Source organism: Botrimarina sp., assembly GCF_040219535.1.
In the GTDB taxonomy this organism is placed as follows: Bacteria; Planctomycetota; Planctomycetia; order Pirellulales; family Lacipirellulaceae; genus Botrimarina.
Map to the genome: position 1 here is coordinate 48,760 of NZ_JAVJSH010000025.1, position 21,459 is coordinate 70,218.

The window sequence follows — 21,459 nt, forward strand, 5'->3', positions numbered from 1 at the left end:
GTTTCGGGGGCGACGATTCTCGCAGCCGACCGAACCGGAAGAAAAGGGCGCCGCGCGCAAGGCCCGCCAGCCACCGGCGGGAGCCGCCAGCCACCGGCAGGAGCAACGGGGGCGCCCGCAAAGCGGGGTCGCCCTCAGATCGACACGACCTTCTCGTACGGCTGCGCCGGCAGCACGAAGATTTTGCCGTCGCCCATGCGGCCGGTGCGGGCGATCTCCACCAGCCGCTCGACGACCTCCTCGGCCCGCGCGTCGTCGACCATCATGCCCAGCTCGACCTTCGGCAAGAAGTCGAAGCCGTCCTCGCCACCGGCGTACTGGTCGAGGTAGCTCTTCTGCTTGCCCACGCCCTTCACCTCGTGGACCCAGAGGGCCTCCAGCGGAGCGCGGCGTAGGCCCTCCAGGACCTGCTCGGCGAGGTAAGGCTTCACGACAGCGACGATCTGTTTCATCGGGCGAGGCGCTAGTTCGGGAGGGGCTAGGCGCTGGTTCTTGGGCGTTTAACCCAGGGGCAGGGTACCACGCCGCGGGGCGTTGTGCCGGGGTGGAACGGGCGTTCCCCGCTTGCCCAGCAAGCCGCCCGCCGGCTAGGCTCGACCGACTCGGATCAGCCTCTCCCCCCCCGACGCACCGCGACGCGATGGACCGCCAGTACAGCAAGCACGTTCAGAACAAGATCAAGAGCTTCTACGACAACCGCGAGGCCTCGGGCCTGCAGCGGTTGCAGGAGCTCGTGACCGAACTCTACCTGGCCGAGGGGAAGAAGCGGGCGACCACGTGGGGGTACATCGAGAAGGCCCTGGCGAAGACCGGCATGAAGGCCGACCGGATCGCCCACCTGCGTGAGAAGGACGACCCGCAGCTGCTCGCCAAGGTGGTCGAGGAGTTGATTGCCAAGTGAACCGCAGCGGCGATCGGCGCCCGGCCGGCGGCGCCAGTGGGGGGCAATAGCGATGGCGGACTCCGCGGCCGGCGACCTGCAAGCCCACATCGACGAGCACGCGCCCGGCGCGATCCGCGAGCGGCTCGAGCTTGGCGTGCGGCACAGCTACCTGAAGGACTTCGTTTATGGCGCGATCGACGGCGCCGTGACCACGTTCGCGGTCGTGTCGGGCGTGGCCGGGGCGGGGCTGTCGCCGGGGATCATCATCATCCTCGGGTTCGCCAACCTGATCGGCGACGGCTTCAGCATGGCCGCGAGCAATTTTCTCGGCACCCGAGCCGAGGAGCAGCTGCGCCGCCGCGCGCGTCGGGAGGAAGAGGCCCACATCTCCCAGTACGCGAAGGGCGAGCGGGAAGAGGTCCGGCAGATCTTCGCGGCGAAGGGCTTCGAAGGGCCTGACCTGGAGAACGCGGTGCGGGTCATCACGAGCGACCGCAAGCGGTGGGTCGACACCATGCTGCAAGAGGAGCACGGCCTGCCCCTGCACAGCCCCTCGGCCTGGCGCGCGGCCTGGACGACGTTCGCCGCTTTCGTTGCGGTCGGGCTGATCCCGCTGTTGGCGTTCCTGGTCGAGTTCGCCGCCGAGGGCGCCGTGCCGGCGCCCTTCGCAATCAGCTCGGTGCTGACCGGCGCGGCCTTCTTCGCCGTCGGAGCGGCCAAGGCCCGCTTCGTCGACGAGCACTGGGCCGTCAGCGGGCTGGAGACCCTGGCCGTCGGCGGCGCGGCGGCCGTGCTGGCCTACGTCGTGGGAGCGCTGTTAAAGGGAGTGGTCGCCGCGCCGTAGCTCCGCGCCGCGCGGGGTATTTCGAGCAGCCGCCTTGGCGGCGGTTCGGCAAAGGTTAGGATGGACGCCATGCAGCAGTACCTCGATCTCCTCCGCCGCGTGTACGAGCACGGCGCCTGCAAGGGCGACCGCACCGGCACCGGCGTGCGCAGCGTGTTTGGCCACCAGATGCGGTTCGACCTGTCGCAGGGCTTCCCGCTGGTCACGACCAAGAAGCTGCACACCAAGTCGATCGTCCACGAGCTGCTCTGGTTCATCCGCGGCGACACGAACGTGGAGTACCTGCAGCAGAACGGCGTGAGCATCTGGGACGAGTGGGCCGACGACGACGGCGACCTCGGCCCGATCTACGGCAAGCAGTGGCGCTCCTGGCGCGTCGCGCCCGAGGACGAGCACGGCGAGCGGACGATCGACCAGCTCGCCGAGGTGATCGACGAGATCCGCGGCGACCCCGACTCGCGGCGGCTGGTCGTGAGCGCCTGGAACGTGGCGGACCTGCCCGACATGGCCCTGCCGCCGTGCCACCTGATGTTCCAGTTCTACGTGGCCGGCGAGAAGCTCAGCTGCCAGATGTACCAGCGGTCGGCCGACGTTTTCCTCGGCGTGCCGTTCAACATCGCTAGTTACGCGCTGCTCACGATGATGGTCGCCCAGGTCACCGACCTCCAGGCCGGCGAGTTCATCCACACCCTCGGCGACGCCCACCTGTACGACACCCACCTCGAGCAGGCGCAGAAGCAGCTCGAGCGCGAGCCGCGGCCGCTGCCGCAGATGCGGATCGACCCGTCGGTCAAATCGATCGACGACTTCCGCTACGAGCACTTCACGCTCGAGGGCTACGACCCCCACCCGCACATCCCCGCGCCGGTGGCGGTGTGAGGAGCAAGGCGACCGATGGCCGAGGGCGTGGGGAAGGGCCCCTCGTTGTTTTGGTTGTCGCCGCTGCCGAGAACGGGGTGATCGGACGCGACGGAGAATTGCCCTGGCGCTTGCCGGCCGATCTGCGGCGGTTCAAGTCGCTCACGATGGGCCACGCGATCGTGATGGGCCGCAAGACCTTCGAGTCGATCGGCAGGCCGCTGCCCGGCCGCGTGTCGGTCGTGCTGACCCGCGACACACGGTGGTCGGTGGGCGAGGAGGTTCGAGTCGCCCACGACTTGCCCGAAGCGATTCGGCTAGCGTCCACCGCCGAGGGAATGCAACGCGACGCGGTCTACGTGATTGGCGGCGAGCAGGTGTACCGCCTCGCGGCGCCGGCAGCCGACCGCGTGCACCTCACCCGTGTGCACGCCACCGTCGAAGGCGACGCTCGCTTCCCGCCGCTCGACCCAGCCGAGTGGCGCCGAGTCGAAGCCGAAGCGCACCCGGCCGACGAAGAGAACGAGCACGCCTTCACGTTTGAGGTTTGGGAGCGCGTCGGTCAGTAGGTGTCGAGGAACGCCGTCACCTCGCCGATGCTCGCCGCGCCGGTCGCGAGCATCACCAAGCGGTCGAAACCAAGCGCGACGCCCGCACACGGCGGCAGCCCCGGGTCGCTCATCGCCGCCAGCAGCTCCTCTGGCAAGGGCACGGCGGGCCATCCTTGGGCGACGCGACCGCCGTTGGCCCTTTCCAGCCGTTCGCGGAGTTCGGCCGGATCGGTCAGCTCGTGGTAGCCGTTGGCCAACTCGATCCCCCGCCAGTACAGCTCGAACCGCTCGGCGACCTCGGCGCCTTGCTCGTCGCGCGTCGTCGCGGCGAGGGCCGACTGGCCAGCCGGGTAGTGGTAGAGCAGCTCGGGCGCCCCGTTGCCGAGCGTTTGCTCGACGCAGAGCGACAACAGAAAATTGAGGCAGTCGTCCCGCGAAGCTTGGCGCCAGACACCAAGGTCGAGGGTGGGCTGGCCACGAGCGACCCGCTTGAGTTCCGCCGCGGTAGCCAGGTGTGGGTCGACCCCGAGCGTCCGGCGGAACGCCTCGCGGTACGAAGTGCGCACCGCCGGCGGCGCGCCGAGGAGCGACTGCATCAGTTCATCGGTCAGCGTCATCGCCGCGTCCAGGTCGTCGTCGGGCCGGTACCACTCAACGATCGTGAACTCGGGGTTGTGCAGCTTGCCCCACTCTCCGCCGCGGAAGGAGCGCGTCACCTCGAAGATGGGGCCCGACCCGGCGCAGAGCAGCCGCTTGTGGTGCATCTCCGGCGACGCCTGCAGCAGGCGTTCGTCGCGGAGCAGTTGGTAGAGCCGGATGTGCTGCTCGGGGATCGCTTCGCGGGCGGCGAGCGGCGTTTGGACTTCCAGAAAGCCGCGCTGCTTGAAGAAGGCTCGGAGTCGGTCGAGCAACTCGGTGCGGCGGCGGAGCAGGTCGAGGTTCATCGCGCGACCACCCGTTGGCCCGGCAGCAGCGGGGGCATCGGGCAGTCGAGCAGGTCGCTCACGCCGCGCAGCAGCTCGGCCTCGGCGACGGTGACGTGCCGGTCGGCGCAGATCACGGCCGCGGCCGCGTCGATAACACGCTGGCGGAGCCTCTCGTCGATCCGGGCCAGAGCATCGAGCGCCTCGCGGACCGCGTCGAGCCCGCACTCCTGCGGCGGCGCCACCCCGCCGGCGGCCTCGGGCAGCAGGGCCTTGCCGGTGGCGTAGGCCGCATCGACGTGCCCCGGCGAGCCGCACGCGTGCGCGAGGGCCGACAGCAGCACCTGGCACTCCCGCCCGTAGGATGCCAGGGGCCGACGCACCAGGCGGGGCGACGTGACGCGCTCGAACTTGGGCCGCAGGTGCCGCAGGAGGACCTGGGAGAGCACCCACTCGAACAGGTCGAGCCGCTCATCGGCCACGACCAACGCGCGGAAGCTGCGGCAGAACCGTTGGTACTGCGGGTACGACATCGCCGCGAGCGACGGCAGAGCCATGTCGATCAGCGGCAGCCGCATCCGGGGCTGGAGGTTGTCGATCGGCCCTTGCAGCCGCTCGGCGAGCAGTCGCACGACGGCCGGGTCGGCCGTTTCGGCGAGCGCCGCATACTGGTTTTTCCTGACCGCCACGTTGCGGTCCATCAACAACCCGTACACGACGGCCCGCGCGCCCATCGGTTCGCCGATCGCGGATCGGACGGCGGCGGGGATGTCTTTCACGAGGGCGGCGGCGTACCGCTGGTGCTCCTCGAGGGGGTCGCCGATCTGATCGACCGCGCGGCCGACCTCCTCGGCCGTGTACTCGTCCGAGTCGTAGCCCGGCCCGGCGAGCCCCATCGCGCTGTCGAGCGCCACGCGGGCGGTCCGGTGCGACGCGTCCGGCAGGGCGCCGTCCCAGCTCGGCTCGATCGCGCGGATGCGGCGCGGCAGCGGTGGGTGCGTCGCCATGAGCGACGTGAAGCCTTCCCACACGCCCGTGACGAAGTACATGTGGCTTAGCTCGGCGGCCCGGGGGTGGCGTATCCGGCCCCGGCGGGCCGAGGCGAGGATCCGCTTCAGCGCGCCCGCGATGCCCGATGGGTTGCGGGTGAACTGCACGGCCGACGCGTCGGCCAGGTACTCCCGCTGTCGGGAGACGGCCGCCTTGATCAGCCCGCCGGCCAAGCTGCCGATCGCGCCGATGACGACCAGCGCCGCGCCGATCGCGAGCACTGCGAGGACCCCCGCGCCCCCCTTGCCGGAGCCGTCGCTCCCGGATCGCCGCGAGTCGTAGTGGCCGCCGCTGTGGAATATGGCCCGCAGCACGAGCCGGCCGACGAGGCCCAGCAGCAGCAGCCCGTGGAGCACGCCGATCAGGCGGATGCTCATCCGCATGTCGCCATTGAGGATGTGGCTGAACTCGTGCGCGACGACCCCCTGCAGCTCGTCCCGGCTGAGGGTCTCGACGCACCCGCGTGTGACCCCGATCACCGCGTCGCTCGGCGAGTATCCGGCGGCGAAAGCGTTGATGCCGTCGTCCTCAAGCAAGAAGACCGGCGGGGTCGGCGTGCCCGACGCGATGGCCATCTCTTCGACAACGTTTAGCAGCCGGCGCTGCGAGGGGTCGCTGGTGGTGTCTTGCAGCAGCCGCCGGCCGCCGAGCCCCTCCGCGACGCCGCGCCCCCCGCCAGCCCGCAGCGCGGCGACCTTGTAGAGCGATCCGGCGCCGATCAACGCGGCCGTGCCGGCCGCTGCGCCCGTGGGGAATTGCCAGTCGATCGGCTGCGACACGAAGCCGGTCTCCGGGCCTTCGTGCTGCACCGTAACGGCCAGGTACGCCACGACGAACACCGCCGCGGCGGTGGCGAGCACCGACACGCCGAAAGCGCCCAAGAGCCAAGCCGTCGAGCGTCGAGCGGCGGCTTGGCGCTGGAAGAAGTCGGTCGCCATGTCGGGCTCCGCGGCGGAGCCGGCCGTTCAAGGGGCAGGGGCGAGAACCACCGGTCGGCGGCGCGGAGGCCGAGTCGGGCGGGGCTAGAAAGAGACCTGCGGCGCCTGGTTGATCTTCTCGTCCTCGAAGTCGAGGAGTTCGGCGTCTTGGCTGTGGCCGAGGATGCCCGCGAACACGATCGGCGGGAAGGTCTGCTTGTACGTGTTGTACTCGGTGACCGAGTCGTTGTACGCCTGCCGGGCGAACGCGACCTTGTTCTCGGTCGAGGTCAGCTCCTCGGTGAGCTGCGCCATGTTCTGGTTGGCCTTCAGGTCGGGGTAGGCCTCGGAGACCGCGAACAACCGGCCTAGCACGCCGCTGAGTCCCTGCTCGGCCGCCGCCAGGTTGGACATCGCTTGGGGGTCGCCCGGCGCGGCGGACGCGGCCTTCAACGCGCCGACGGCTTGGTTTCGGGCGGAGATGACCGCTTCGAGCGTTTCTCGCTCGTGCGACATGTATCCCTTGGCGACCTCGACCAGGTTGGGGATCAGGTCGTGACGCCGTTGCAGCTGGACCTCGATCTGAGAGAACGCGTTCTGGAAGCGGTTCTTCAGCGTCACCAGGCGGTTGTAGATCCCGACTCCGAACAAGAACACCAAGCCGCCCACCACGGCGACCACGATCAACACGACCAGCCCGATGCCCAAACCTGCCATGACTGATTCTCTCCGGGGCGGAAACGGATTGCTAAACCCCGGCCCACAGCGGCAGCCGGGCGGGACAGCGACTCATTCGGGTGCGTTGGTCCGCTCGACGTACTCGCCGGTCCGTGTGTCGACACGCAGCCAGTCGCCCTCGTTGATGAAAGCGGGCGCGAGGATCTCGGCGCCGCTCTCGAGCTTGACGGGTTTCTGCACGCCGGTCGCGGTGTTGCCCTTCGGCGCGGGCTCGGCGAACACGACCTGCAGGACGACGTGGTTCGGCGGGGTGATGGCGATCGGGTTGCCGTTGAAGGTCATCACCTGGCAGTCCATGTTCTCTTTTAGGAAGCCGGCGGCGTCGCCGACCTGCTCAGCGGCCAGCTCGTACTGCTCGTAGTCCTGGTTGTTCATGAACACGAAGTTTTCGCCCTGCCGGTACAGATATTGGGCGGTGAATTCCATGACATCCGCTTCTTCCAGGGTCTGGCCCGCCCGGTAGGTGCGGTCGACGACCGTGTTGCGGAGCAGATTCTTGAGCTTGCACTCGTACAAGGCGGTCCCTTTGCCCGGCTTGCGGAAGTTCATCTCGACCATCAAGAAGGGCACGCCGTCGATCTGGATCTTGAGTCCCTTGCGGAAGTCGCTTGTGCTAACCGTTCCCACGCGTGGTTCCTGCTTGTCTAATAGGACGCCCCGGGTGGCTCTCGGGAGCCTGGCCCGTTGAAACTGTGCCTGCCCGCAGGCCTCGCGAGACGCCCCGAACAGAGATGCCGAGTCTAGCCCATAGCGAATCGGGTGTCCGCCCCAGCCAGGACGAGCCGGGCGCGGCCCGGGACGGCCCCGGCCACGGCGGGGGGTGGCAGCGGGAGTTGGCCCAAGCGATCCGCGACCCGGTGGAGCTCTGTGCGGCGCTCGGTTTGGACCCGGCGATCGGGCGATCGGCCGCCGAGGCCGGTTTCTCCACGCTCGTCCCGAGGCCGTTTCTCCGCCGCATGCGGCACGGGGACCCCGCCGATCCGCTGCTCAGACAGGTGCTGCCGTCGCCGCTCGAACAGGCCGCCGACGGCCTGCCCGCAGACGCCGTCGGCGACCTGGCCTCGCTCCGCGCCCCCGGCTTGTTACAGAAGTACCACGGTAGGGCGCTGTTGATGGTGTCGCCGCGGTGCGCCGTGCACTGCCGCTACTGCTTCCGGCGGCATTACCCCTATCAGACGACGCCCGCAAGCGAGCCGTCCTGGTCGGCTGCGCTCGACGCAATCCGCGCCGATCCGACCGTGTCCGAAGTGATCCTCAGCGGCGGCGACCCGCTGACGGTCGGCGATGGGCCGTTGCAGCGGCTGTTCGACCGGCTCGAAACCGCGCCCCGCGTCAAGCGAATCAGGCTGCACACGCGACTGCCGATCGTGATCCCGTCGCGCGTCACGGAGGGGCTCGCCGCGACGATCCGAGGGTCTTCGAAAAGGGTGGTCGTCGTGGTGCATGTCAACCACGGCCGGGAGATCGATTGTCCTACCAGCGACGCGCTGCATCGCCTGAGGGGGGCCGGCGCGTTGCTGTTGAACCAAGCCGTGCTCCTCCGCGGCGTCAACGACAGCGTCGACACGCTCGCCGACCTCAGCACCACGCTCGTCGACGCAGGCGTGACGCCGTACTACCTGCACCGGCTCGACCGCGTGGCAGGCGTCGGCCACTTCGGCGTCGCCGAGGGCGAAGGCGAAGCCCTCGTTCAGGCGCTCCGGCTCCGCCTGCCGGGCTACGCGGTGCCGCGCTTCGTCCGCGAGGACCCGGGCGCCCCAGCGAAGACGGTGCTCGCATGAGTGCGCAACCGGTTTCCTTTTACGACAAGGCGGCGATCGACGGCCTCGCCGCCCGATCGAAGATCGACCCGCACCGCGTGCGTCGAGCCCGGACCGCCTTCTTCAAACGGGCCCTCGGGAGCGAGGCGACTCTGGCCGAGTTGCCCGAGCGGGTCCGACCGGAGTGGCGGGAGCGCGTCGCGTTTCACCCGCTGGCCCTCGCCCGCCGGCACGCGTCGCGCGTCGACGAGGCGCAGAAGCTTGTCTTCCGGACCGGAGCGGGATTCTCGATCGAGTCGGTGCTGATGCAGCCCAAGACCGGCAGGGTAGCGCTCTGCATTTCGAGTCAGGTGGGCTGTGCGGCGGCGTGCCGCTTCTGTGCGACCGGCCAGATGGGCGTCGCGAAGAGCCTCTCGCCGGGCGAAATCGCCGCCCAAGTCGCCGCCGCGAATGAACTCCTGCGAGGGTCGGGGCGCCGGGTGCGGAACGTGGTGTTTATGGGAATGGGCGAGCCGATGCACAACGCGGCGGCGGTTCGCAAAACGCTCGGGGCGCTAACCGACCCGGCCATGTTCGACTACTCGCCGGCGAGGATCCTCCTCAGCACGGTAGGGGCGCCCGCTCCGTGGATCGAAACGGTCCGTGCCTACCCGGGCGTCAACTACGCACTGAGCCTCCACTCGGCAGTCGATTCGACTCGCCGCCAGATCATCCCGCTCGCAGCGAAGCACGGCCTCGCGGAGCTCCGAGACGCGGTCCGTGCCGTGAACGAGCTCCAGCCAGAACGGCGGGCGGTGATGATCGAGTACCTCGTTCTCGAGGGATTGACCGATTCGACGTCCGACGCGGACGCCCTAATCGGTTGGCTCGACGGCTTACGTGTCCACGTGAACCTCATCCCCTACAACCCAGTGGCCGGGGCCCCGGACCTGCGCCGTGCGCCGCGGGACGTGACGGAGCGATTCGGGGCTCGAGTCAAAGCGGCCGGCTACCCGACGACGATCCGCTACTCCATGGGACAGGACATCGACGCCGCGTGCGGCCAGCTCGTACGCGACGAGAATCGGGCCGTCCAAGCCGAACTCGCAACAGCCTTACTTCGGCATTGACGCCGAGCGGCTATTTCCCTTCTGCCGGCGCTACTAGGAGCGTCTGAGGCCCCGTTGGCGAGCGCGGCGCCGAGATCTCCTCGATCAAGAAAGCCCCGGACTGCGCCGACCGAAGCCGGTCGCCCGGCCACAGCGTGGCGCCACAATCCAGCAGCAGCCGACGCCGCTCGGCGAGGGAGAAGCCCTCGTACCCAGGCAGCCAAACGCCCGGCAGCGCCGGCCGAAGCAGACGCCAGCCAACGAACGCACGCCCGAAGGGGTGTTGGGCAAAGGCGGGCGTCTCTGCGTCGAAGAGTTCCGCCTGCGCCCCCGATAATTCCACCCGCCGAGTACGGCAAAGCCAGCGGGTCCTTGCCCGTAGCCACCTGGCCGAAAGGACGACTCCGGCCCGGCCCTCGGAGTCGACGATCGAGTCCCCGACCGCGGGCGCGATCCCGTCGCCGGGCGTGGGCAGTTGCCAGTCGGTGGTTTTGGTCCACGCGGTGGTGATGCTCCCGTGCGGCGGATCGTCGAGCGCGATGGCCTCGCTATCGAATCGCCAAGCGGCCACGTCGATCGACGGCGCGGCCGACGACCGACGCACAAGCCGGACGGTCTCCAGCGTGTCGACGACCGATCCGAAGTCGGCGTCGGCGTCCCAGTCGATCGGCATCAGCTCGTTCCTCCCGACCGCAGCTCGTAGGGCGCCAGCTCGTTCAGCTTCCGGTCGCACCAGTCGACCGTCCGCTGCAACGACTCGACGTACTGCTCCCAGTGCACTCGCTGACCGTCCACCCAGTAGGTCGGCTTGAGCCCGCTACGCACCTCGTGGATCTGGGCCAGGGTGTTTGCGCGGATCGTAGCGATCTGTTCGGCTTCTTCGTTCATAGGCTCAAAGGACCTCCAAGCGGAAACGAAACACGACCGGCTGGCCGTCTGCGTCACGGAGCTCGTATCGGACCAGGCACCGGTTGCCGCTCGTGGGAAACGCCGGGGCGTCCGTCACGTCGATCCGGTGGCGGAAGTTGTAGCCAAGCTCGTCGACGAGCCAGTGGTCGTCGTTTTGCAACGTTGCGAAAAGCACGTCGTCCGCTTCGAGATCGATTGCTTGATGGCCCGCCACCGGCGAGGTGGCCGACGCGTCGGACAGCTCTTCGATCGAGTAGCTCGCCGACGCGATCCCCGCAGGGCCCAGCGGCGCGCCCCCGTCGTCGACCACGCGGGCCAGGAGGGTCGCTGTCGCGCCGCGGTGCACGGCGCCACACAGGTCATGGGCGGTCAACATTGCTGAGGCAGTCCAAGAGTTAGAGAAAGTCGACGCCACCCACGGCGACCGTTCCGGCCACCGCGCCGGCGACACGCACCGCGCCGGCCACCGAGGGCGGCGCCGACCGATCAGGACGGGGCGGAAAGGCCACCGCGTTCGAAACGATTGCCTTTTCGGGATCTGCCCCACCGAGATTTGAGGCAGCCAGAACGACGTCGAACACGCCCGGCAGGCCGCTCGTTACCTCAAAAGACGCCCCATCCGGACCGCTGAGAATCGGCCCGTTAAGCGGCAGGCCGCTCCGCCGGACCGTCGACGTGGTCACCACCGCGCCATTGCCGAACGAGTCCCACTCGACCGCCCGCGAACCGTTGGAGCCGTCCCAGTGGAGCACGCCGCTCCGGTAGAGCAGTTCAGCAAACCCCATCGGCGCCGGCTCGGGCCCGCTCGCCTCTTCGGCCAACTCGCTCGGCCACAAGGCCCGGGCGTAGACGCGTACGTCCCAAACGGCGCCCGCAAAGACGTCTGCCTCGTCGACGGTCGCGCCGATCCGAGCGTCAGGCGTCGCGGTGTCGAGCGTGACCTCCGCGCCACTCGCGGTTGCGACCGCTCGTTCGGACCCGTCGACATAGAGCCGCGCTGCGCCAGAAGCTTCCGCCCCGTCGGGGATCACGATTGCAACGTGCGTCCACTCGTCCTCTGCGATCTGCGCGCCAACGGTGCGAATCACGTGTCCGCCGAAGTCCACTTCGAGCTCGCCCGCCGCGACCCCGAGCGACAGACCTCGTCCCGCCAAGCCGGCGGCGTATCCGAGCAAGCCGCGATTCGCCGTGACCTGATCCGCCCGGAACCAGCAGCAGATCGTCCGCGACGCCGCGCCCGAGGGCCAGTCGTCCCGTACGCCGAGCCGGACAAACGAAGCGCCATTTGTTGCGAAGGCATTGCCGAGCGTGAACGGTCCCGCCGCGTAGCCCGCCGTGTTTATCCATTCGCCCGGACTGCCTTGGACCGTGTCGCTGGCGTCTGGCATTCCGTCCGCGTCGCCATCGCCGTCGTATCGCGCGGCTAGGCTCGGGTCGGTTGCCAAAGCCCACCAACTCGCCGCGGTCGTTGGCGGCTCGACGGGACCCCCGTCGCTGCTCGCAATCACCCCCGTCGGCGCGGTCGGCGTGTCCTCCGCCGCATCGAACCCGCCCGTGTTCGTCCGCCGCTCGACCGCCCGCACGTACTTGGTGACATCTGCCGCTTGCAGCACGTACGTCGAAGCCGTCGCCCCGCTGATCGCGGCCCAGCCGGTTGTGCCGTTGTCGGAGCGCTCCCACGTCCAGGAGGAGCTAGCCGAGCCGTCGCCGTAGTCGTTCCAGATGCCGGCGGTGGCGGTGAGGGTCTCGCCTTCGGTCTCGGTGCCGGCGATCGTGCCGGGGTCGGTGTTCTGGGGTTCGGGGCCGGCTTCTAGCTCGCCCGCTTCGGCGGAGCTGATCGTCTCGTCGAAGAGCGCCACGTCGGCCACGTCCACGTCACAAAAGCGGGCCAGTGCCGTGTCGACTTGGTAGCCGACCGACAACCGGTGCCGCCAGTAGATGTACGAAAGGTCGAGCCCCGACACGTCCACCGCCGCGCCTTCCTGGACGCCGTCGATGTAGAGCGTCAGCGTTTGGGCCGAAGCGTCGATCGAGATCGCGTAGTGTTTCCAGGCGGTGAAGCTCAGGCCCGTGAAGTCGTGCGTTACCTTCGTGCCCGAACCGAAACCGTCCGCTATAAAGAAGCGGAGCGTCGTGTCGTCCGAAAGGATGTAGGCCCCGATGCCCCGCTCCTCGTCGTCCTGCGCCGCGCTTTCGCCGACAGGGTCGCCCAGCGCCCACACCGCTTCGGTCGCGTCGACGCCCGAAGTCTTCATCCACCACGACATCCCGAAGTCGCGGTTGTCGGCTAGCGGGATACGCACCACGCGGTTGCCGCCGGTCTTCGACTGGTGGTACTCGTCATCCATCGTGACGAACACGTCGCTGCCCTTGACCGTCACGTCTTCGACAGCCGCCGGCGCCGCGTAGGCCGCCGTGATCGATCCGTCCGCGGGGTTGACCACCAGAACGCGGTCGGGCAAGCCGGCTTGGGCGGCGTTCCGGTCGGCGCAGACGTACATCGTCGAAGCGTCTACCCAATGGCAGCCGTCTAGCGAGAAGTAGCCGCCCGTTCCGATCGTGACCGAGATGCTCTTGGTGCTCTGGAGCGAACCGCCGGTCGTGTACTCCAGCAGGTTGTTCGTGCCCGCAGCGTAGGCGATCACCAGCAGGTTGCCCGATCCGTTCAGCGTCACGCCGGTCGGACTGATGCTCAGGCTGATCTCGGCGCCGGTGTCTTCCGTGCCCGTGCTCTTGGAGAACTTGCGGAGCGATTGGCCGGTGAAGTCGGCGACCCACAGATCGGTCGAGGTGGCGACGATGCCTTGCGGGGCGAAGCCGAGCGCGATCGTGTCGAGAACCGAGAAGTCGTCCGGGTCGATCAGCTTGGCGGCGCTGTTGGTGAAGTCCCCGACCCAGAAGCCGCCGGCGGCCGAGTCGTAGTGCAGCCCCGTGCAGGTGAAGCCGCCGGGAACCTCGAAGTTGCGGGGCAAGTCGCGCGGCTGGAGGATCGCCCCGTCGTCGGTCCCGTCAAACGACAACGCCCCGCCCGCATTGCCCCACGGCCCGGTGATCGACGACGGCGCGCCGACGACAGCGTTAGACGCTTCGACCCCACCGTCGAGGCGGTCGTAGAGCAGGGCGGCGGCGATCTTGCTGTGGTAGCTCATTCCGTCGGAGGGCTAGGCGATCGAATCGGAGGCACGTCGACGCAACGAAAGCCAGCGGGCGGCCGGCTGGCCGCCCGCTGGCGCGAAGCCACGCGTCACCCGGTGCACTTCACGACGTACCGAGGGTTCATCACCGCGGCGGCGCCCCGTTCGCTCGCTTTGAAACGGAGCACGATGTCGTTCGTGAAATCGGCCTCGCTGCCCATCGGCGATTGGGTGACGGTGATCGGCCAGTTCTCCATGTAGGCGAACGCGCGGCGGAAGTCGCCCAGGAACCACCACTTCTTCGCGTCGTCGGCCGCCACGCCCGACGCCAGCACACGCCGGTAAGCGAGGCGGCTCTCCTCCACCCGGTACGAGCCCAGCGGGTTCGCCGCCACGGTCGTCGACTGTCCGCCGGCAGGCGCGTAGGCCACCTCGGACGCGTTGAACGTGCGGTGGGCGGCGTGGCGGTAGGCTGGCATGACGAGGGCCGTGGTCGCCCCCAACAGCACGGGCTCGCCGGTGGTGGGGTCGAGCATCTCGGCGAACAGCTGCTCCGCCGCGTCGACGCTGGTCCAGTCGACCAGCTCGTTGCCCGTGATCACGTTCACCCACGGGCCCGACGATTGGTACGTGTCGTACGCCACTCCGTTGTAGTTGTACGGGTTGCTCACGCCGACGATCAGGTCGAGCAGCCGCTTCTCTTTGTTGAGCCCGAGCACCTCGCCGACCTCCGCGGCGCGGCTGAGCACGAGGTTCGTCCGGTCGAAGAAGATCGCTTCGCGGGTGACCGGCACGATGAACCCGTGCTTGGTCGTCTGGGGCGTCTCGACGTACTCCTCTCCGAAGCCGAGGCTCGGGTAGGGCATCCCCGGCCCGACCTCGTCGACCAGGTCGCTGATGCGGCCCACGCCAGGGATCTTCTCGCCGTCGAACCGCGTCGGGATCGTATCGACCAGCCGCGACGCAACGAACGCTTCCTGGTTGTACGCCTCCATGATCTTCGACTGCACCACCTGCGCCGTCACGTTCTGGAAAGCCGTGGCGTCGACGCCATCGCCGCTCTCCAGCAGCGCCGTCCCGCCGGACGAGCGGGGGTCGAGCGACCGCACCCACTCGCGCCCGTCTGGCACGAGCGCCTCGGCGAGGTCGCGTAGGCTGAAGTCCTCGGGTTTCAGGCTCTGCTCGCGCAGGGCCTCTTGGAGGTGGTTGACCGTCTTGGCGGCGCCGTCCAACTCGTACCGGCGTCGGAGTTCCCGGTAATTGAGGCTGCTCATACAAACTCGCGGGTGTAGGGAGAACGGCCTTGCGAGGGCCGAGGGAGTTAGCACATCGCAACAAGGCCGACGCTCAAGCGACCGGCTGTGGGCCGCCACGCGCCACGGTGCTCACGATGTCGATCAGCACGCGGGGCGTGGCGTCCGGCTGCTGTTTCGCGCAGCGGCCCAGCGCCGAGTCGATCGTCGCGCCCGCGGCGACCTGCTGGTCGAACAGCTCGTCCCCCGAAGGCGCCACGCCGACCGACAACAGGTCGCCCAACTCGTGGGCGGCAGCGTCGCAGTCGAATTCGAAGACGCCCGTCGTCGCGATCCGGATCGCCGACTCCTGGCCCGCCGGCGAGGCCTGCATCGCCACGCCGACAAACGCGTCGTGGAAGGCGTGCAGGTTCAGCAACGACGTGCCTTGATCGGCTTGAGCCGAAGCGGGTTTCGCTTCTCCCGCTTCGAGGTAAACCAGGTCGCCGATCTCGATCTCGGTGTCGGACGCGACCGGCAGCCGCACCGGGTTGGTGTCGCCGTAGCGCCAGCGCATGGTGTTCGCCATCTAGAACTCCGAAAGGGGGCAAGTAAGGACTGACTTGGTCGCTCCGGCTCAACGGGCTGCGCCGGTCACGGCGGCGAGGAAGCCGTCGTAGCCGCCCTCGGCGGACTGCTCCCGGAGCACGGCTTGCTCTTGCGACTGGGGGCGGCCGGCGGGCCGCCGGCGCCACACGCCGAGCCGGTCCTGGATCAGCGCCAGGGCGTCGTCGTCGGAAGCCGCCTCGATCAGCTGGCGCGCGAAACGCTCGCTGAGGATCTGCGCCCGGTCGCCCGCCTCGACGCCGTGAGAAACGAGCGCCTGCTCAACGAGCGCCTGCCGCGATTGCCGCGCGACCTGGGCCTTGAGCCGGTCGACCTCTTCCCGCAGGCGGAGCAGCGCGTCGCCGGGAGCGGGGTCCGCTCCGCCCTCGCCCCGGTCGTTTGCTTCGTAGAGCCCGCAGGTCGTCGCCGGGTCGGCGACCAGGTCGACGCTCTGCACCCGTGTGATCGCCTCGACGATCACCCCGCCGGCCGCGTTGCGGGTGCGGGCCAGCACGTTGTGCGACAGCCCGAGGTTCTCGGGCGCGTGCCGCGCGTCCCACGCGAGCTGTTCCGCCAGCGGGTGCCGCGGGTTGTAGTGCAGGTCGCCGAACAGCCCCTCGCCGGGGCGCATCCGCACGTTGCGGATCGTGCCAAGCCGGTCGCGGTAGTCGCGCGGCGCCAGGGGGCCGCGCTCGGGGTGGTTCACGTTGACCTTCGAGCCCTCGTAGAGGGCAATCGCCTTGCCCAGGGCGGACTCCAGGTAACGCCGGCCGTTGCGCGATCGCAGTCCGAGCAGCTTCACGCCGCGGAGCACGTGCGTTGCCGAGTCGGTGTGTAGCGAAGCGCCGGCGGAGCTCACGAACTCTTGCAAAGCCTCTTCTCGCGGCTGCGAGCCTTCGGGACTCGAGCCGGCCCCGGTGGCGGGAGCATTGGTCACGGGCGTTCGCCTCTTAAAAAGAAAAAGCCCACGCCAGCACGACAGGTGCGCGGGCGTGGGCTCGAGGGGGGACGCCGCCCGCCCCCGCGAAGGGGCCAGAGCGGCTCGGCTCGATGCCGGATCGGATGGAGCCGGCGCCCTCTGGCGCCGGCGGGCGTCGGTTAACGCAGCAAGCGATCGACGCCGAGGCGCGTCTGCTGGACGCAGCCGTCTTGCACGGAGAGCGTCAGGCTCACCGACCCGAAGAAGCCGCGCTGCGAAGCGACCCGCATCAGCTCGTCGAACGCGGCCTCGGCTTGCGCCGCCTTGGCGCCGCCGCGTTGCTTCGTCGTCGCTCGGTGCTCGTTGTTGATCATGGGCGTGATTCTATCGCGCCGCGCGGCCAACCCTTGCGGAATTGGCCGGCGACGGCCGGTCACGAATGCGGCCGCGTGTGGTACAGCCGGTTCTGTTGCTCCTGGTCGTAGTCCAGACCGAGCCGCTGGCTCCACGTCTGCGCCGACAGCACGCCGTTGCGGTAAGCGACCTCGTTGACCCGCGTCTCCTCGAGCGGGTTCCGCACACTCAGCGACGGCGCGGTGACCTGCACCTCGACCGCCGCGTGCACGTCGGGCGACAGCCGGCCCGCGGCGACCGCCGTGTCGATCACGCGGCTCAGCACCGCCCGGTCTTGCTCGATCATCGTCGATTGCAGCCGCTCGAACATCTTCACGGCCGGCCCCTCGGCGACCATCGTCGACGCGAAGTTGGCGTTCGACGCGTCGGACGTGAACATGAACTCCGGCATCACGAGCCGCGCGGCGATCGCCCGCAGCTCCGCCTGCAGGATCGCCACGTACGCGCCGGCGTCGATGCCGGTCGCGGGGAAGTCGTATTCGAGGCCGGCCGGCGCGTCGAGGATCGTGCCCGGGCCGTACTCGGTGACCCGCCGGGTGGCGCCGCCGCGGGCGGTCTGCGTGGCGGTCGCCCCGCTCGCGACGAACTGCTCCACCCCGGTGCGCGACGCGCTGCGGTGCTTGCGGATCAGGGCGATCGCCGATTGGACCTCGGCCACCACGCTCATGTTCCGCAGCAGCTTCTCCGCGCGCCGCAGGTTGGTCCGGACGGGCGTGTAGAGCGGCAAGCCGCGTTTCACGTTGCGGTCCACGTTGGCTTTGCGGTGCTGCACGTCCGCCGCGTCGACCAGCTCGCCATTGATCCAGTACCCAACGACCGACTCCACGTCGTGCGCCTCGGTCTGCACCCCGTGGCTCGCGCGGGGGTCGGTCGAGGCCGCCACCGGCGCGGCGACCGCTTCGGGCTCGACGAAGCGGACGAGCGTGTCGCCGGCGGGGCTCGTGAAGAACCGCAGGAACGCCTCGCCGTCGCGGTCCACGCGGCGAACGATCTCTTGTTGGCGGTCGTGCCAAGCGTTGGTCGCCAGGAAGCGATCGATCACCTGTTGCGTGTCGGTCGCCAGGTCGAACGGCGCGTCGATGCCCTTGCGGATCGTCGCGCGGTAGACGTGGCCGGCGCCCACGACATAGCTGATGCGGTTCTCGTGGCCGTTGATAGCGAATTCGTTGGCCAGCGCCAGGCGGCGGCACTCCTCCCGGAGGGTCGCCAGCCCCGGGGCGGCCGCCCCGGAAAGCCCGGCGCCCCCGCCGACGCCCGCCCAATACAGGCCGTCGTCGCCCTGGAACGCCTCACGGGGATCGACGTACCCGTCCCAGAGGCTGGCGATCGCCTCGGCCAGCGCCGACTCGAGGGCGGTGCTCGTGGTTTCGCGTTGGTTCACGCTGTCACTCCGGGGATCGAGGACCGGGGGTTGTTTCGACCAAGGGCTCTTCGGTGCGGCGCCGCCACACGTCCTCCGCCAGGCGGAGCGCCATCTCCAGCGCGTCGGGGCCGTCGTCGTGGGCGGCCAGCGGAAAGTCGCGGAGTTGTTCGACAAGCAGCACGGTCGACGCGCTCCCGCGGCGGAAGCGGAACCGCCGCTGCGACAGGTACGCGCCCAAACGCCGCACACGCATCGGCTTGTTCTTGTAGTTGGTGAGCTCGCACGGCGCGACACCGAGCAGGCCCTGGCGCTGGAACTCCGCCAGGAACTCACCGGCCAGCAACTGCTGCCACTGGTTCGACTCGACCCCGAACGCGTGCGGCCGGAACCGCGTGCACAGCCGCACGCCGTCGGCGACCATCCGCGCGACGGGCCGGCGGTCGAGGTCCGCCTCGACGTGCAACAAGCCGGAGCGATCCACCCCCAGCAGCACGTAGGCCGAGTAGTCGCCGTGCCGCGCGTCGGCGCCCTTGCTCGGGTCCAACGCGATCACGCGGAGCGTGAGGTCCCGCGGCCAGTCGTCGAACCAAACCGACTCGTCGAAGTAGCTCTCGGGCCACTCGCAGCGCGTGGGGTCGATCGGCTGGGACTGCTTCTCACGCTCGAAAGCCGCTTCGCCGAGCTCGATCCGCAGCCGCATCAGCGTGTAGAGGTCCTCTTCCTCGGGCCACAACACCGCCGCCCCGCGGTCCATCGCCGCGCGATTGGCCTCGTAGAACCGCCGCGCGTCCCCCGCCGGGTCTGGCCGGTCGGCGGAGCGGAGCACCTCGGCCCATTCGTCCCACAGGCCCTCGGCCTCGGGCCACCGCACGAGCGCGGCGAACGTGCGCGACGCCCAGCCCGGCGAGCGCGTGAGCTTCACGGCGACCGCTTCGCGGTGCAGCGCCGTCGCGACGTTCACGACGTTCGTCCTCCGCGTGCCGGCCGGCAGCAGCGTGCTGTGGAACCACTCGGCCGAAGCCTCGCGCAGCGCAGCCGACGCGATGTGCCGCTCGTTCTGCAGGTCGTCGCAAACGATCAGCGTGGGTCGACTCGCGCCGCGGCGCCGGCCGCGGAGCCGCTGACCGGCCCCGAACGCTTCGATCACCACGCCGTTCCGCAGCTCGATCGACCCCTCCCGCCACCGCGGCCCCCGGCCGCACGCGTCGGGCCACGCGTCGGCCAACGCGGAGTTCTCTACCAGCTCGACCCGCAGGTTCTCCAAGTGGGCCCGCGCTTGGGACTTTGTGTCGGACACGATCCACACGTAGGGTTCGGTCGCCTCGACGGCGCACCGCAGCGGGTAAGCCAGCGTGGCGATGGTGCTCTTGGCCGCCCCCCGTGGCCCGATGGCGTTGACCTTCAGCCCACGGGCCCCTTGCATCGTGTCGAGTCGGTCGGCCAACCACACGTGCATCGCCGAGGGCGGCTTAGAGAAATGATGCGGCAAGTGCCGCCGCGCCCAATCGAGCAGCCCCAGCCCCGGCGGGGGAGGGCGGCGCGCCGGCGTGGCGTCGAACGCCCCGCGCAGCGCGGCCAACAGACCCGCCGCAAGGCGCTGATTCGGTCGGTCGTAACGACTCACGACGGGCCCTCCGCCGCTTGGGCCGCCGCGGCGTCGGCGTCCGCGACCGTGTGCCATCTCATCTGCTCGAGCCGGCGGAGCAGCCGCTCCCGGTCGCAGTCGCCGCGCACCTCCTCGGCGACCGCTTCCGCCAGCTCCGAAAGGAAGTTGTTCACCGCCGCGCGGGTCAGCGACTCCGACCGGCCCCTGCCGTACCGCTCGGGCCGCACGGTCTCCATCCACCACACGCTGGAACGCCACTGCCTCGATTCGTTGCTCGCTTGTCGCACGCAACGCATGTGCGCGATCTCACAGCTCGCTTCGGCGCGTCGCAGCTCTCGGGCGAATTCCGGCTGGGTGAGCTCGGCCTGTTGGATCTGCTCGATCGTGCAGCCGACGAAATCGGCGGCCGTCTGCCGGCCGCACCCCGCGGCGACGACGAGCGCCGCATCGCGTTTTTGTTCTTCGCTCAGGCGCGTCACGAGCGACGGCTCCGGGTTCTGGGTGTCGGGCGGTGTGCTAGGCGTCGTGGGGCGGGGCCGAGCCGAGGTACTCGAACGACACGACCGCGCGGCCTGCCGAGTCGCGATAGGCTCCGAACGACGCGCCCCGCTTGGCGGCTTGGCCGTTCCGCTTCACGCCGATCGCCCGCCACCGGTCGGACCGGCGGCAGTGTCCGATGAGCGCGGGGTGGCTGCTGGTGACATTCACCCGCCGGCCCACCTGCCTCTGCAGATCAGCGACCGCCTCGGCGGTCCGCATGCCGATCCCCATGCCCTGGTAGTCGGGCAGCGTCACGATCCGAGTGAAGCGCCGACGCCCCCGCCTGCCAATCACCGGCAGCAGCGCCGCGAAGGCGACCGGCTCGCCGCCCCAAGCAGCCACGTAGCAGCACGACTGCGGCGCCAGCGAGCCGCTCAGATAGTGATGACGCGCAAACAGCCGCCAAGCCGCCAGTCGGCAGCGGTGGACCTTGATGTCGATTGGGGAGCGCCGAAGGCGCCTCCGGGTGAGCGTGCCGGTCGCCGTGTCGAGCACCCAGTCCGGCTCGAGCCACTCGGCGATGTCGTAGTGGCAGCTCACAGCGACAAAGCGGCGGCCGAGCCGCCCCGACCGCACCGCCTTGGCGATCGCCGCCGACGCGACCTTCGCCACCGTGCGGTCGACCACGCTGGTGAACTCGTCAAACACAACGATCTTCGCGGGGTCGCCGGGCGTCTGTTTGACGAGGGCCGCTGTCCCGCCGGCGAGCGACCTCGCGAGGTCGCAGCGGAACCGCTCGCCGTTGCTCAGCGCCGCGTAGGGCTTGATCCAGCTCGGCGGCGAGCCGAAGCCGACCGCTGTGAACAGCTCGGTCACCTCGCGGGTCGGCGTGTCGCCGAACCCGTCGACCACCGCGCGACCCGCCGGCCACTCGCTCGGCTCGTGGTACGCGTCGGCGAACGCCGCGCGGGCGAGCGTCGTCTTGCCGGAGCCGGACGGGCCCACGATCAGCCCGATCGACCACGGCTCGCTCGCGTCCGGGACCTCCGCATCGAACGTGTGCTCCACCCGCTCCGCGAGCGGCAGGTCGAACATCCCGGCCACTTGCTGCACGCGGAACGAGTCGTGCACGGGGCACCCCACTCGGGCGGTGACTTTCGGCATGGTTCTCGGCGGGGCGGGGT

General features: G+C 69.5%; 23 protein-coding genes. 6 read left to right on the top strand and 17 right to left on the bottom strand.

Annotated elements, in window-relative coordinates:
• Nucleotides 1–134: 134 nt before the first annotated feature.
• A complete protein-coding gene (locus RIC11_RS15195; protein ID WP_350212779.1) occupies nucleotides 135–452 on the bottom strand; it encodes a P-II family nitrogen regulator in 318 nt (105 codons plus the stop codon).
• 188 nt (nucleotides 453–640) lie between these two features.
• On the opposite strand from RIC11_RS15195, the gene RIC11_RS15200 reads away from it, so the two are divergent.
• The 4 genes from RIC11_RS15200 (at nucleotide 641) to RIC11_RS15215 (ending at nucleotide 3,154) form a co-directional block, all read left to right on the top strand.
• Nucleotides 641–901 (top strand): hypothetical protein, encoded by a 261-nt coding sequence (locus RIC11_RS15200; RefSeq protein WP_350212781.1) that lies wholly within the window; start codon nucleotides 641–643, stop codon nucleotides 899–901.
• 52 nt (nucleotides 902–953) lie between these two features.
• The gene (locus RIC11_RS15205) at nucleotides 954–1,727 is read left to right on the top strand and encodes a VIT1/CCC1 transporter family protein (protein WP_350212783.1); all 774 of its coding nucleotides are present in this window, start codon (nucleotides 954–956) and stop codon (nucleotides 1,725–1,727) included.
• Between the two features lie 69 nt (nucleotides 1,728–1,796).
• Entirely contained in the window at nucleotides 1,797–2,606 is an 810-nt protein-coding gene (locus RIC11_RS15210) for a thymidylate synthase (protein ID WP_350212785.1), read from the top strand.
• A gap of 50 nt (nucleotides 2,607–2,656) precedes the next feature.
• Nucleotides 2,657–3,154 (top strand): dihydrofolate reductase, encoded by a 498-nt coding sequence (locus RIC11_RS15215; protein WP_350212788.1) that lies wholly within the window; start codon nucleotides 2,657–2,659, stop codon nucleotides 3,152–3,154.
• Here the strand turns inward: RIC11_RS15215 and epmA are convergent.
• From epmA to efp, 4 genes are all read right to left on the bottom strand, one after another.
• Complete coding sequence (gene epmA / locus RIC11_RS15220) at nucleotides 3,148–4,080, bottom strand: EF-P lysine aminoacylase EpmA (protein ID WP_350212790.1); 933 nt, start codon at nucleotides 4,078–4,080, stop codon at nucleotides 3,148–3,150. The two genes, RIC11_RS15215 and epmA, sit on opposite strands and share 7 nt — an antisense overlap.
• Complete coding sequence (locus RIC11_RS15225; protein ID WP_350212792.1) at nucleotides 4,077–6,047, bottom strand: M48 family metallopeptidase; 1,971 nt, start codon at nucleotides 6,045–6,047, stop codon at nucleotides 4,077–4,079. Before RIC11_RS15225 ends, epmA begins: the two co-directional genes overlap by 4 nt.
• 84 nt (nucleotides 6,048–6,131) lie before the next feature.
• Entirely contained in the window at nucleotides 6,132–6,743 is a 612-nt protein-coding gene (locus RIC11_RS15230; RefSeq protein WP_350212794.1) for a LemA family protein, read from the bottom strand.
• A gap of 72 nt (nucleotides 6,744–6,815) precedes the next feature.
• The gene (gene efp, locus RIC11_RS15235; RefSeq protein WP_350212796.1) at nucleotides 6,816–7,391 is read right to left on the bottom strand and encodes an elongation factor P; all 576 of its coding nucleotides are present in this window, start codon (nucleotides 7,389–7,391) and stop codon (nucleotides 6,816–6,818) included.
• A gap of 104 nt (nucleotides 7,392–7,495) precedes the next feature.
• On the opposite strand from efp, the gene epmB reads away from it, so the two are divergent.
• Nucleotides 7,496–8,545, top strand: coding sequence for an EF-P beta-lysylation protein EpmB (epmB, locus tag RIC11_RS15240; RefSeq protein ID WP_350212798.1), 1,050 nt, complete (start codon nucleotides 7,496–7,498; stop codon nucleotides 8,543–8,545).
• The gene (gene rlmN, locus RIC11_RS15245) at nucleotides 8,542–9,633 is read left to right on the top strand and encodes a 23S rRNA (adenine(2503)-C(2))-methyltransferase RlmN (RefSeq protein WP_350212800.1); all 1,092 of its coding nucleotides are present in this window, start codon (nucleotides 8,542–8,544) and stop codon (nucleotides 9,631–9,633) included. The genes epmB and rlmN overlap by 4 nt, the downstream gene beginning before the upstream one ends.
• Nucleotides 9,634–9,643: 10 nt before the next feature.
• Here rlmN and RIC11_RS15250 read toward each other — a convergent pair whose 3' ends face one another.
• The 12 genes from RIC11_RS15250 to RIC11_RS15305 all read right to left on the bottom strand — a co-directional run bounded on the left by RIC11_RS15250 (nucleotide 9,644) and on the right by RIC11_RS15305 (nucleotide 21,439).
• Nucleotides 9,644–10,285: a hypothetical protein gene (locus RIC11_RS15250; RefSeq protein WP_350212802.1), complete on the bottom strand. Its 642-nt coding sequence runs from the start codon at nucleotides 10,283–10,285 to the stop codon at nucleotides 9,644–9,646.
• Nucleotides 10,285–10,500, bottom strand: a complete 216-nt coding sequence (locus RIC11_RS15255; protein WP_350212804.1) for a hypothetical protein — start codon at nucleotides 10,498–10,500, stop codon at nucleotides 10,285–10,287. Before RIC11_RS15255 ends, RIC11_RS15250 begins: the two co-directional genes overlap by 1 nt.
• 4 nt (nucleotides 10,501–10,504) lie before the next feature.
• Nucleotides 10,505–10,897: a hypothetical protein gene (locus tag RIC11_RS15260; protein ID WP_350212806.1), complete on the bottom strand. Its 393-nt coding sequence runs from the start codon at nucleotides 10,895–10,897 to the stop codon at nucleotides 10,505–10,507.
• Nucleotides 10,898–10,916: 19 nt separating this feature from the next.
• Nucleotides 10,917–13,670: a LamG-like jellyroll fold domain-containing protein gene (locus tag RIC11_RS15265; RefSeq protein ID WP_350212808.1), complete on the bottom strand. Its 2,754-nt coding sequence runs from the start codon at nucleotides 13,668–13,670 to the stop codon at nucleotides 10,917–10,919.
• A gap of 95 nt (nucleotides 13,671–13,765) precedes the next feature.
• Nucleotides 13,766–14,929, bottom strand: a complete 1,164-nt coding sequence (locus RIC11_RS15270; protein ID WP_350212810.1) for a phage major capsid protein — start codon at nucleotides 14,927–14,929, stop codon at nucleotides 13,766–13,768.
• 73 nt (nucleotides 14,930–15,002) lie between these two features.
• A complete protein-coding gene (locus RIC11_RS15275; RefSeq protein ID WP_350212812.1) occupies nucleotides 15,003–15,476 on the bottom strand; it encodes a hypothetical protein in 474 nt (157 codons plus the stop codon).
• Between the two features lie 48 nt (nucleotides 15,477–15,524).
• Entirely contained in the window at nucleotides 15,525–16,430 is a 906-nt protein-coding gene (locus RIC11_RS15280; protein ID WP_350212814.1) for a hypothetical protein, read from the bottom strand.
• 161 nt (nucleotides 16,431–16,591) lie between these two features.
• The gene (locus RIC11_RS15285; protein WP_350212815.1) at nucleotides 16,592–16,786 is read right to left on the bottom strand and encodes a hypothetical protein; all 195 of its coding nucleotides are present in this window, start codon (nucleotides 16,784–16,786) and stop codon (nucleotides 16,592–16,594) included.
• Nucleotides 16,787–16,845: 59 nt separating this feature from the next.
• Nucleotides 16,846–18,207, bottom strand: coding sequence for a phage portal protein (locus RIC11_RS15290; protein ID WP_350212817.1), 1,362 nt, complete (start codon nucleotides 18,205–18,207; stop codon nucleotides 16,846–16,848).
• Between the two features lie 4 nt (nucleotides 18,208–18,211).
• Nucleotides 18,212–19,813: a phage terminase large subunit family protein gene (locus RIC11_RS15295; RefSeq protein ID WP_350212819.1), complete on the bottom strand. Its 1,602-nt coding sequence runs from the start codon at nucleotides 19,811–19,813 to the stop codon at nucleotides 18,212–18,214.
• The gene (locus RIC11_RS15300; RefSeq protein ID WP_350212820.1) at nucleotides 19,810–20,274 is read right to left on the bottom strand and encodes a hypothetical protein; all 465 of its coding nucleotides are present in this window, start codon (nucleotides 20,272–20,274) and stop codon (nucleotides 19,810–19,812) included. Before RIC11_RS15300 ends, RIC11_RS15295 begins: the two co-directional genes overlap by 4 nt.
• Nucleotides 20,275–20,311: 37 nt before the next feature.
• On the bottom strand, nucleotides 20,312–21,439 hold the full coding sequence (locus RIC11_RS15305) for a GNAT family N-acetyltransferase (protein WP_350212822.1): 1,128 nt from the start codon (nucleotides 21,437–21,439) through the stop codon (nucleotides 20,312–20,314).
• Nucleotides 21,440–21,459: the final 20 nt, after the last annotated feature.